At 58.8% G+C, this 11,685-nt stretch carries 11 protein-coding genes; 4 read left to right on the plus strand and 7 right to left on the minus strand.

All coding sequences use genetic code 11. From position 1 onward, the window contains the following. Positions 1-190: 190 nt before the first annotated feature. Both istA and istB read left to right on the plus strand, forming a co-directional pair. Entirely contained in the window at positions 191-1,723 is a 1,533-nt protein-coding gene (gene istA, locus GAO09_RS03680) for an IS21 family transposase (protein WP_153352725.1), read from the plus strand. Next, a complete protein-coding gene (gene istB, locus GAO09_RS03685) occupies positions 1,713-2,507 on the plus strand; it encodes an IS21-like element helper ATPase IstB (RefSeq protein WP_153352726.1) in 795 nt (264 codons plus the stop codon). The genes istA and istB overlap by 11 nt, the downstream gene beginning before the upstream one ends. A gap of 370 nt (positions 2,508-2,877) precedes the next feature. Here istB and GAO09_RS03690 read toward each other — a convergent pair whose 3' ends face one another. From GAO09_RS03690 to GAO09_RS03700, 3 genes are read right to left on the minus strand one after another with little or no spacing between them, the layout of a single operon-like run. Next, positions 2,878-5,040 (minus strand): xanthine dehydrogenase family protein molybdopterin-binding subunit, encoded by a 2,163-nt coding sequence (locus tag GAO09_RS03690; protein WP_153352727.1) that lies wholly within the window; start codon positions 5,038-5,040, stop codon positions 2,878-2,880. Further along, entirely contained in the window at positions 5,037-6,038 is a 1,002-nt protein-coding gene (locus GAO09_RS03695) for an FAD binding domain-containing protein (RefSeq protein WP_153352728.1), read from the minus strand. The genes GAO09_RS03690 and GAO09_RS03695 overlap by 4 nt, the downstream gene beginning before the upstream one ends. A 2-nt stretch (positions 6,039-6,040) precedes the next feature. Continuing rightward, entirely contained in the window at positions 6,041-6,658 is a 618-nt protein-coding gene (locus GAO09_RS03700) for a (2Fe-2S)-binding protein (RefSeq protein ID WP_153352729.1), read from the minus strand. A gap of 383 nt (positions 6,659-7,041) precedes the next feature. Between GAO09_RS03700 and GAO09_RS03705 the strand changes: the two genes are divergently transcribed. Both GAO09_RS03705 and GAO09_RS03710 read left to right on the plus strand, forming a co-directional pair. Then, positions 7,042-7,761: a response regulator gene (locus GAO09_RS03705; RefSeq protein WP_153352730.1), complete on the plus strand. Its 720-nt coding sequence runs from the start codon at positions 7,042-7,044 to the stop codon at positions 7,759-7,761. Then, a complete protein-coding gene (locus GAO09_RS03710; RefSeq protein WP_153352731.1) occupies positions 7,758-9,263 on the plus strand; it encodes an ATP-binding protein in 1,506 nt (501 codons plus the stop codon). Before GAO09_RS03705 ends, GAO09_RS03710 begins: the two co-directional genes overlap by 4 nt. An 86-nt stretch (positions 9,264-9,349) precedes the next feature. Here the strand turns inward: GAO09_RS03710 and GAO09_RS30220 are convergent, their stop codons facing one another. The 4 genes from GAO09_RS30220 to GAO09_RS03725 form a co-directional block, all read right to left on the minus strand. Then, positions 9,350-10,051: a PQQ-dependent sugar dehydrogenase gene (locus GAO09_RS30220; RefSeq protein WP_209018597.1), complete on the minus strand. Its 702-nt coding sequence runs from the start codon at positions 10,049-10,051 to the stop codon at positions 9,350-9,352. Further along, positions 9,987-10,481, minus strand: coding sequence for a PQQ-dependent sugar dehydrogenase (locus tag GAO09_RS30415; RefSeq protein ID WP_209018598.1), 495 nt, complete (start codon positions 10,479-10,481; stop codon positions 9,987-9,989). The genes GAO09_RS30220 and GAO09_RS30415 overlap by 65 nt, the downstream gene beginning before the upstream one ends. Positions 10,482-10,660: 179 nt before the next feature. Then, the gene (locus tag GAO09_RS03720; RefSeq protein WP_153352732.1) at positions 10,661-11,050 is read right to left on the minus strand and encodes a DoxX family protein; all 390 of its coding nucleotides are present in this window, start codon (positions 11,048-11,050) and stop codon (positions 10,661-10,663) included. A gap of 155 nt (positions 11,051-11,205) precedes the next feature. Next, positions 11,206-11,412, minus strand: a complete 207-nt coding sequence (locus GAO09_RS03725; RefSeq protein ID WP_153352733.1) for a hypothetical protein — start codon at positions 11,410-11,412, stop codon at positions 11,206-11,208. Positions 11,413-11,685 lie beyond the last annotated feature (273 nt).

The following is an 11,685-nucleotide window of genomic DNA, read 5'->3' on the forward strand; positions in this document are numbered from 1 at the left end:
CGGTCACGTCGGCGATTGCAGAAGGCAAACACCGCAGGGGCAAACGGGTCCAATGCCATCGTCTCCTGGACCAGGACCTGTTGGTTTCCACGCAGAACTGAGCCGGTTAGGCGCATAATTTCCATTGAGAATTGAGCCATGTGAACCTTCCCCCAACGCGGTGAGCGACGGGGGCAACGGAGTGATCCACATGGGACTTTTAAATATCATCCGTCGGATGGCGCTGCGTGAGAAGCGGTCGATCCGGGAGATCAGCCGGCGCACCGGGCTGTCGCGCAACACGATCGCGAAGTATCTGAACGCCGGTACGATCGAGCCGACGTTCACGATACCGGAACGACCGAGCAAGCTTGATCCTTTTGCCGATAAGCTGGCGGCCTGGCTGAAGACCGAGGCCGGGAGGTCACGCAAACAGCGTCGAACTCTAAAGCAGCTTCATGCCGATCTGGTGGTTCTCGGCTTTACCGGCTCCTATGGTCGGGTTGCCGCCTTCGCCCGTGATTGGCGGGCTGACCGGCAACGTGAGCAGCAGACGACGGGCCGCGGCATATTCGTTCCGCTGTCTTTCCGCCCAGGCGAAGCATTCCAGTTCGATTGGAGTGAGGACTATGCCGTGATCGGCGGTGAGCGCACGAAGTTGCAGGTCGCACATATCAAGCTATCGAACAGTCGGGCTTTTCTGGTCAGGGCTTACCTGCTGCAAACGCACGAGATGCTCTTCGACGCCCACTGGCATGGCTTCCGTGTGTTCGGCGGCGTGCCCGCTCGCGGCATCTACGATAACATGAAGACAGCGGTCGATCGCGTTGGCCGCGGCAAAGAGCGACAGGTCAACATCCGGTTCCTTGCGATGACGAACCATTACGTGTTTGCACCTGAGTTCTGCAATCCTGCTGCAGGCTGGGAGAAAGGGCAGGTCGAGAAGAACGTCCAGGATGCTCGTCCTCGCCTATGGCAGCAGATGCCGGACTTTCCAGATTTGGCAACGTTGAACGACTGGCTGGAACAGCACTGCCAGGACCTATGGCGGGACACGGCGCACGGGAGCCTGCCCGGCACGATCGCGGATGTTTGGGCTGATGAGCAGACAGCATTGATGGCGTTGCCCGCCATGTTTGACGGCTTCGTCGAGCAGAGCAAACGCGTTTCGCCAACATGCCTGATCACCTTCGAGCGTAATCGTTACAGTGTGCCTGCATCATTTGCGAACCGGCCCGTCAGCCTGCGGATTTATCCCGAGAGACTGGTTGTTGCAGCCGAGGGCAATATCCTCTGCGAACATCCGCGGATCATAGAACGCAGCCACGACAAACCACCGAGGACGATTTATGACTGGCGGCATTACCTTGCCGTCATCCAGCGCAAAACCGGAGCCCTGCGCAATGGAGCGCCTTTCCTGGAATTGCCGCTGGCCTTTCGACAGTTGCAGGACCAGATGCTACGCCGCCTGGGCGGCGATCGTGAGATGGCCGATATCCTCGCTCTCGTCCTTCATCACGACGAACAGGTTGTCGTCAGGGCTGTGGAACTGGCTCTGGATCAAGGCGTACCAACCAAAACGCATGTGCTGAATCTGCTGCACATGCTGATTGACGGCAAAACGACCGACGGCCCCGACATTGACACGCCCCAGGCGCTGACCTTGGTGCGTGAACCCAAGGCCAACGTCGAACGCTACGATGGCCTGCGTGTCCGGATCGTGGGAGGTCGCCATGCGTCATGATCCCGCAAGTGCCGCCGTCGTCATCATGCTGCGGAGCCTGAAGATGTATGGCATGTCTCAAGCGGTCACAGACCTGATCGAGCAAGGTGCTCCGGCCTTCGACGCAGCCGTGCCGATCCTGTCCCAGCTGCTGAAAGCCGAGATGGCTGAGCGTGAGGTCCGGTCCATCGCCTATCACATGAAGGCTGCCCGCTTCCCGGCCTACAAGGACATCTCCGGCTACGACTTCGCCGCCAGCGAGATCACTGAAGCGACGGTGCGCCAGTTGCACCGATGCGAGTTTATCGATGGAGCGCAGAATATCGTGCTTGTCGGCGGACCGGGCACAGGAAAAACGCATGTTGCGACTGCCCTCGGCGTCCAGGCGATCGAGCATCACCGCAGAAAGGTCCGCTTCTTCTCGACCATCGAATTGGTCAATGCGCTCGAGCAGGAGAAGGCTAAAGGCAAGGCAGGCCAGATCGCGGAGACGCTGGTTCGTCTCGATCTGCTCATCCTCGATGAGCTCGGGTACCTTCCGTTCAGTGCCTCAGGCGGAGCGCTGCTCTTCCACCTGTTGAGCAAGCTCTACGAGCGCACCAGCGTCGTCATAACCACCAACCTCAGCTTCAGCGAATGGGCCACCGTCTTCGGGGATGCCAAGATGACGACGGCTCTGCTGGACCGGCTGACCCACCGTTGTCACATCCTCGAAACCGGAAACGACAGCTTCCGATTCAAAGCCAGCTCGGCTGCAGCCGCACAGAAGAGAGGAGAAAAGGCCAATCCCTTGACCAAACCCTGATCAGAAAACCATACTCAGAGGTGGCTCACTTCTCGGTGGAAAAACCGGCTCAGTTCCGCGTGGAAACCAACAAAGAACCACCTCGGTGAGTGCCACAGCGCTCGACACAGCGACCTTCAACTGCTGTCGCACGATAGGTCCAGCCACTCGATTTCCACGCGACAAGCTCTTCTACGCCATCGCCCGACCGAGCCCTGTTGGAGCCGAAGTTACAAAATAGTCTTCATGCAGACATTCCTCCCCATTTAGACCTGCGTAGCCGCGTGGCTCACTGGCAACGTCGAGACCTCGATGGGCACTCTCTTTATCTGGCATGCGAAAGGCGAATTCCTGTTTCAATTTGTTTCGAGATATTTCGGCACACTATCGGCTAGATAAGATGCTCTACGCGGATAGGCAGAGTACGAAGTCGTCGGCCCGTTGCATGGAATACACCGTTGGCAAGCGCCGCTGCTGCGCCAACCATTGCGATTTCACCAATGCCCTTTACTCCGGCTGAATTTGCATCGAAGTCAGGTTCGTCGATGAACGACACATCGATCTTGCCGATGTCGGCATTGACCGACACGTGGTACTCGGCGATGTCTGCGTTCAACCAGCCGCCGTACCGGGGATCCGTTTCGCTTATCTCACGGAGCGCCGCTCCCAATGCCCAGACGACGCCGCCCTGGACTTGACTGCGTGCCGTGCGCGGACTGATGACGCGGCCACAGTCGGCAACCGAGACTACGCGCGGAACCCGTATGCGCCGTGTATGAGGTTCAACGTGAACCTCCACGAAATGCGCAATGTAGCTGAGCGCCGTAAAGTCTGGATACGTGCCGTGCAGACCGGCGATCGCCATGCCTCCGGTCTTTAGCCTCTCGAGGTGCTCCGGCCCCTGCCCAGGGGCGACCATAGAAACCTCAATCTCGATGAATGGACGTCGTAGACGCGCAAGCTGCTCATGCATATTGCCCGCCACTTTTCGCCCGTCGAGGAGCTCCGCCAACGCGGCCGTCATTTTCTCGGCGGCCGCTACGGCGACTGGGACCGAACTGGCCGTTCCCCATGAGCCGGCGGTGCTGTGCTGCGGCGCGACGGTCGTGTCCCCAATGAGGATCGTCAATCGGGCTGGGTCGATCCGCAATCCGGCGATTAGAACCTGAGCGATCGCGGTGCGCATGCCCTGGCCCATCTCATGGCCGGCACTGGCGTATCGCGTGACACCATTGGCGCTCACCCGCAGCGTCGCAATGGCAGGGTGCATGGCTGCCTGGTAAACGCCTGCTCCGACGCCCCAGCCGGCCATGGTGCCATCGGCAGCCTTCAACGTCCCCGGTTGAACTGGGCGGCCAGTCCATCCAAATTGCTCCGCGCCACGCGTGAGGCATTCGTTGAGGTGACGGGACGTCAGGCGCTTGCCGGTCGATGCATCGATCTTCGTGTCATGTGCCAGCCGGAACTCTACCGGATCGCGGCCGAGCGCAAAGGCGAGTTCGTCGACCGCACTTTCAAAGGCAAAGGCCGACGGATGCTCATAGGGTGCTCGCATCTGCGCTGGCCCGTGGGTGTCGAGGCGGAGGTCACCGGAGGTGCCGCGATAATTCTCAATGCCATACACCTTGCAGGGACCGGCATGATACCAGTCCGAGCGATACCGTCCGCGCCGTGAGTTCTGCTGTAGGCAGTCGTAATGCGCGGAAATCATCTTTCCGTTCGCGTCCGCGCCGAGCTTGATCGCGTGCTGGACATGCGGCCGAAACCGGCTGTTGTGGAAAATCTGATTCCGGGGCATGACAAGCTTGACTGGACGCCTGAGGAGCCTGGCCGCCTGTGCGACGACGGCCGTGTGCCGCGGAACCTCTCCCCTTTGGCCAAAGCCGCCACCGATCTGCGGACTTATGACGTCAACCATGGACCGGTCGATCTGCAGCAATTGCGCAACCGTATTCTTCAGCCCGTTCGAACCCTGCGTGCCCTCGTAGATGGTCAGCCTTCCGCCTGCCCAGACCGCCGTGGTCGATAGAAGTTCCATTGGGTTATGATGGTTGGCCGTGGTCGTATATATCGCCTCGATCCTCGTCGTTGCCGTTGCGAACGCTGCGTCTGCATCCCCGAAAGTCGGCGACTCTGTGTCCTCTCGCCCGGCATCTGCGTCTTCGAACCGGACTGCGAATGGTTCAAGTGCGTAGCTCACGCGCACCGCTTCGGCGCCTTCGATCGCCGCTTCCAGAGTTTCCGCAACAACGAGCGCCACCGGCTGACCTCGATAGGCGATTGCATGGACGAGCATGGGTGGAGGCGGAGGACTTCCTTGCGGGCCTGGTGGGGGTGGAGGTGTGTCATGCGGCGTCAGTACGCGCACCACACCTGGCACAGCCAGGGCGTGTTCGACATCGATCGAAGTCACCATCCCCTTGCCAATGGTGGCGGGCACCGTCATGGCGTGCAGCAGGTCTGGAAAAGGTACGTCCGAGGAGTACTTTGTCTTTCCTTGCACTTTGTCGAACGCGTCGATGCGGGCGAGATCTGGAAAGGGTTGGCGGCTCATCTGACATTCCTTCCGGCTGCGATCATCAGAGCATCGGCAACTACCTGAACTCCGAGATCGATCTTAAAGCGGTTGTGACGACCAGGTCGGGCGTCCTGAAAGGCGGCGCGCCCGGCTTCCACAGCGAGCTCTCGCGTCAGCGTCCGGCCGACAATTACACTCTCTGCCTGGCGCGCTCTCCAGGGTAGGGTCGCTACACCGCCCAGAGCGATGCGAACATCACGAACAACCGCTCCCTCGATTTCCATCGCTACAGCCGCCGACGCGAGGGCGAACGCAAAAGATTCCCGGTCGCGGATCTTGTGATAGGTGGATGCCCGTCCGGCGGCTGTCTTCGGGACCGTGATGCCGATAATGATGTCGCCTGGGTTCAGATTGTGATCTGCCTCCGGCCTCTCGGCCGGCAGGCGATAGAGCCCGTCAAGAGGGAGGGTTCGCTGACCGTCTATCCCGATGATCTCAACTCTCGCATCCAAAGCGAGTAGTGCTACCGGCCAGTCTCCCGGCGAAACTGCGTTACATGAACCGCTGGCGCCCAGAACTGCCTGGCTGCGGTCTAACCCGCCAAGCGCGGCGCAGCCCGATCCCGGTTGGCGTTTATTGCAGGGATAAACACCGTTTCCGGCCCTGAAATAAGGACAGCGGGTGCGTTGAAGAAGATTGCCGCCCACGGTCGCCATGTTCCGCAGCTGTTGCGATGCCGCCTTGAGAAGGCTTTCGGAGAGGACAGGGTACTCCGTGCGGATAGCTGGCGTCTCCGCTACATCGCTCATCAATGCCATCGTCCCGAAACGCGTGACGTCGCCCTCGGTTTCGATCCTATCCAGGTTCGCGATGGCGGTGATATCTATGAGGTGGGTTGGTGTTTCCACCCCAAGCTTCATCAGGTCGTAGAGCGTGGTGCCGCCGGCGATATACCGCGAGCCGGAACCGCTTCCGGAGTAAGCCGCGATGGCAGCATCGAGCGTTTCTGGTCGTTCATAGCCAATCGTTCGCATGGTCAGCCCTCGCTCGAATTGGCCGCGGCGACGGCCGCGACGATCCCGACATAGGCGCCGCAACGACAGATGTTTCCGCTCATGAAATCGCGGATCGATTCCGGGCTGCTTGCGTATCCCTGGCGGACGCATGCCACGGCCGACATGATTTGGCCGGGCGTGCAATAGCCACACTGCAGGGCGTCATGATCGACGAATGCAGTCTGCATCGGATGCAGAGTGTCTCCGTCGCTCAAGCCTTCGATCGTCGTCAACTGTCGACCGTTCATCTTGGCGGCGAGGGTCAGGCACGAAAGCCTGGTCCGTCCGTCGATATGGACAGTACAGGCACCGCACTGGCCATGGTCGCAGCCCTTTTTCGTGCCGGTGAGGCCAAGGCGCTCGCGCAGCACGTCGAGCAACGATGCACGGGCATCGATATCGAGTTCGAGACTGCTCCCGTTGACAGTGAAGGACAGAAGGAGGGGATTTTCGATCCCGCTTGGCGTGGGAACCGGTTGAGCGTGTACGTGATGTCCCTTCAAAAGGGCGGGGCCCGCCACGGCGCTCGCTCCGGCTCCCAAAACTACCCGTCGGGTAACGGCTATTCCTCCAGCCGCACATTCCGGACTGTCGGTCATGATTTGCTCCTCATCGAATATCAATGCTGCTAGCGCGGTGGATCGGCAATCCGCCGCGATCATTGGGCAGGGGATGCCGTACCAGTTGTCTTCATCGACGCTAGAATGAGGTTGTCGTCGAACTGTGCCAGGCAGGCCGATGATTGTCGCAAAATGTATCGAGCATGGCCGATGGAAGCGTCTGTCACGCCTGTTCGCGCAGGTACAAATCCTGGCCAAACGCTTGCCACGTTTGAAACCGCTGCGGCGCCTCCTTTTCGGTGACCGGATCGGTACGGTGGAGATGGCTGCAATCCGAGGTCACCGTGTGAAACTTTGATACACTTTTTCTGATGCGGCAAAGCGCGGTTCCCTATTATACTGGGATGACAGAGGTGCTGAAAATGCAGGACGCCGCACATATCGTGGTCGTCGATGATCACGGCGATATTCGCGATCTCGTTCGACAATATCTTGAGCAACAAGGATACAAGGTCAGCTCCGCAGAAGGCGGCAACGCCTTGCGACGGCTGATGGAGCGTCATACCGTAGATCTGATCGTGCTCGACGTGATGATGCCGGGCGAGGACGGCCTGTCCGTCTGCCGCCATGTTCGGGCATCAACGAACATTCCGATCATTTTCCTGACGGCCATGGCGGACGATACCGACCGCATTATTGGCCTCGAGCTCGGGGCGGACGATTACCTAGTCAAGCCGTTCAATCCGCGTGAACTCTTGGCACGAATTCGCGCTGTTCTGCGGCGTGCAAACGGCGTGGGTACCCAGCAGATCGTGCAGCAATCGAAGACCGTTCGCATCGGACCCTGGCGGGTCAATTTGGGCCGCCAGGAGATATCGGGTGAAGACGGTGTCGGTATCCCGTTGAGCACGGCGGAATTCCGTCTCCTCAAGGTTTTTCTCGAACGGCCGGGTCTTATCCTCAGTCGCGAACAACTGTTGGATTTGACTGTCGGCCGTACCGCCGACATCTTCGACCGTAGCATAGACAACCAGATCAGCCGGCTTCGCAAGAAGATCGAGGACAATCCAAAGAACCCGTCGATCATCAAAACCCATTGGGGTGGGGGTTATAGTCTTTCGGCAGAGGTGGCATTCGAATGATAAGACTTTGGACGCGAAGCCTTGCAGCCCAGTTCATCGGGTTCACCTTGGCGGCTCTGCTCGTCTCCCAGGCTATTGCCTTCGTCATTTCGTGGCAGGAACATTCGAAGGCTCTGGACGATGCGGCCAAGAGCGAGTTCTTCTCGCGCACCAGGACGATGACCCGGTTGATGTCGACCGCCGATCCCAAAACCCGGGAGCAGTCGCTTCTGGCGAGCGAGACGGGGGACTCGCGTTTTTGGCTGACCGACGAGGATACCGAAGACGCTTCATCCTGGCGGCTGAAAGCGGTCCAGCAATTCTCGCGGCCACTCGAGAATTTCGTCGATCTTGTTCAGGTGTTCAGCGGCGGGCCGGCAGTGCCTCAAATCCCCGACGCAACTAAGGTCGCTTCCTCTAATCGTGGAGAGGATTGGCGCACGCCCATCCAGAATCTTTGGGCTCTGCCACAGCCAGTAAAATATGTCTATTTTGATGGTTCCCGGGGCTATGGGATGGTCATCAAGCTAGACGACGGAAAATGGCTGAATGCCGCGTTCTACCTGAAACAGCCGGGCGGGTGGTGGACCTCGACGTCTCTGACCTCCCTTGCCTTGACTGCTTTCATTCTAGCTTTGATTGGAGTGCTGGTCGCCGGCCGCATAGCCAGCCCCCTTCGCAATCTGGCGCGTTCAGCGGAAGCATTAGGCAGGGGGGAAAATCTACCGCCTCTGCCAGAACAGGGGCCGGAAGAGATCCGACGCACCGCCAGTGCCTTCAATCAGATGCAGGCTCGTCTGCACCGGTTCATCGAAGATCGAACCAAAATGCTGGCAGCCATCGGCCACGACTTACGAACGCCGCTGACCTCCATGCGGCTGAGGGCCGAATTTGTTCGAGACGAAGACGTTCGCACTAAAATGCTTGCGACCATCGAAGAGATGCAAAGCATGACCGAGGCCGCGATTGCGTTTGCTCGTGGTGAATCGACAGAGGAAGAAACGCGGCCGATCGAGCTCGGGGCACTGATCGGCAGCATATGCGATGACCAGGAGGATCTTGGTCGCCCGGTCCAATTCGTGCAGGGCGAAAAACTGACGTTCCGCTGTCGACCGGAAGGTTTGCGGCGCGCGATTCGCAACCTTATCGAAAACGCGGTCCGTTACGGCGAAGAAGCGAAAGTATCGTTGCGCCATAGGGACGGGAATGTGGAGATTGTCGTGCAGGATCGCGGTCCGGGCATTCCCGAAATGATGAAGGAAAAGGTCTTTGCCCCTTTTTTCCGCCTCGAAGCGTCCCGAAACAAGGAAACCGGTGGTATCGGTTTGGGCTTGTCGATCGCGCGCGCTGTGGCACGTCAGCATGGCGGTGATATCGTGTTTAAGACCGGCAATGATGGCATGCAGGCCATAATCTCCCTTCCGTACAATGTTGAAGGAAAGGAAGTCGCCGGCCAGGGTCGACGACTTTGGAGTTCCCCCTCAACCAAGCGTCAGGCAGCGAAAAAGGTTGCCATTCAGTGACTAGCGGATGACCTGAGCGAGTGGTTGGAGAAAGCCTTATCCAGATCGGTGACAAGCGCGCTATGCCACCGAACAATCTGTCTTCGCTATTCGAGGTCCAATGTATCGATAGGCACCGAAAGGATTCGGTCGTCGCCCGGTCCCGGCGACTTGCGACGTCCATCAGTGTTGTTCGTCATGAACCAGAGATTGCCGTCGGAAGCTGGTACCACGTCCCGAATACGACCATGCTGGCCGATGAAATGCGCCTTTAAGACAGGCTGACCGTCATCATCGACATCCACGGTCCACACACGTTCCCCGGTAAGGCCTGCTACGAAGAATTTTCCGTCTTTATAAGCTAGGCCGCTCGGGCCCATCTCCTGCGTGCGCCACTGGACTACGGGGTCGATGTAGCTGGGCTTGCCGCCTTTGCCCTCTACGGTGGGCCATCCATAGTTTCCACCTGCTTCGATCCGGTTGAGCTCATCCCAGACGTCGTCGCCAAAATCTGTTGACCACAGCCGGCCCCGCTCGTCCCATGCGAGACCTTGAGGGTTTCTGTGGCCGAGTGAATAGACAAGCGACGCTCTGGATGGATTGTCACTGGGCACACCGCCTACCGGCGTCATGCGAAGGATCTTGCCTGCAAGCGACGCCGGATCTTGAGAAAGATTGGGGCTTTGTGCCTCCCCAGTCGTTGCATAAAGCATGCCGTCTGGTCCAAAGGCTATGCGGCCGCCGTTATGCCCGCGTCCGCCCGGGATCCCACCAAGAACGACCTCGGGCTCCGAGCGCCCCGTTCGCATAAGTCATGCGGACGATCCGACTAACCGAGGCAGTCCCGTGATAGGCATAGATCCAGGTCCGGTCATCGGAGTTCAGCACCGCCAGGCCAAGCAGCCCTCCATCGAGGCGAGGGGTCACATCGGGCACTTTCCCAATCGAGCGCGCCGGCGCTCCAGGCTTCAACGATATGATGTCTGCGGTGTCGCGTTGACTGACGAGGACTTCATCACCGACAAACACGATCGACCACGGAATTTCCAAGCCGCTGGCTATTACCTTCGGTTCACTATGGGAGGCGGTGTTTCCTGTGTTGGATGCGGAACGGTCGGCCGGCGCTGCTGACACCGCGGATACCAGAAGGAGTGTAGCGAGCAGCGACCGCCGCGGTGCTGAGCGAATAGACTGTCTGTACAATCCCCGCAGCACATTTTTAGATCGAATGCTTGTCATGTCGTTCTCCTGTTGAGTAGGGCCGTCCAGGCTACCGCGACTTTGTAAGACGCTTTTGCCGAGCGGGTATCAAAGCGTCGCGCATGAAACGGGATCAGTTTGGGAGATCATAAAAAAAGACGCCGCGTCCTGTTCAGGCCACACGGCGTCTACGAGTACCTCTGCTTTGAACCTCGAGACTAGTGTCGGCCGGCTCGACCATCAATGCTCCACGTGCCGGGACCGGCTGCCGCGATGTACAGAAAAACGAAGCAGAAGAGGAGCGCTGGCTCGCCTCCGTTGAGAACGGGGAAAAAGCCGCGCGAGCCGTGGGCCATGAAATAGGCGAATGCCATGAGGCCGGACAAAACGAAGGCAGTGGGTCGGGCGTAAAAGCCAACGAGGAGCATGAGGCCGCCCACGACTTCCAAAACGCCAGCCGTGTAAATAAGCCCGTTGAGCGGGTGCTCGAACGGTGCCGGCCAACCAAACAGCTTCATCGTTCCATGCGTGAAAAAGGTCGCCGCCGCCACGATGCGGACGATGCTCAGAATTTGCGAAGACCAAACACCTAAAAAGTTTATTTGCATGCGGACGTCCCCTCGCGAGATAAAAATTGGTTTGCGCCGGTTCTCCCGGTCATGCCGGTCTCTAACGAAAACATGTCGCAAGGCTTTGCCGCAAAGGGCGTCGATTGTCGCAAAATGTATCCGCGCGCGGTAATGAACGAATGCCGGGTCGTCGATCAGGTGGCCGCCTCAGGGATCTGCGCCATGCTCCCAAGCAGGTGGTGAAAAAGCTGCTCGGGGTCGTCGATTTCGACCGGTGTTGCACCGATCATCTGGTTGCAGGCTTCAATGGCCAACGCATCGTCGCCGGACACTTGGAGGTGTTCGCAATATGCATCCAGTGCCCGTTTGATCTGCACCATCTGCCACACTTCGATCGCCATGTCGCTCCTCCTTACTTGCGCAAGATGAAGTGCTTGATAACAGGGAGGGGTCGCACACCTTTGCCAGACATGTCGCAAAATGTACCGCCCAGACACGCTAGACGGCATGCAGCGGAAATACATCAACGAAAACAATATTATAGATAAGTTTTGCGTCTACTGACGCATGGTCGAGGGTTCAGATCCGCTCAAAACCTAAACTTAATTAGATTTTCCTGACATCTGACTGATCACGACAGACCGTACCAAGCACCGCGGCCCGCACCGTGGAGG

The sequence above is a fragment of the Endobacterium cereale genome (assembly GCF_009617585.1).
GTDB classification, from domain to species: Bacteria; Pseudomonadota; Alphaproteobacteria; order Rhizobiales; family Rhizobiaceae; genus Neorhizobium; species Neorhizobium cereale.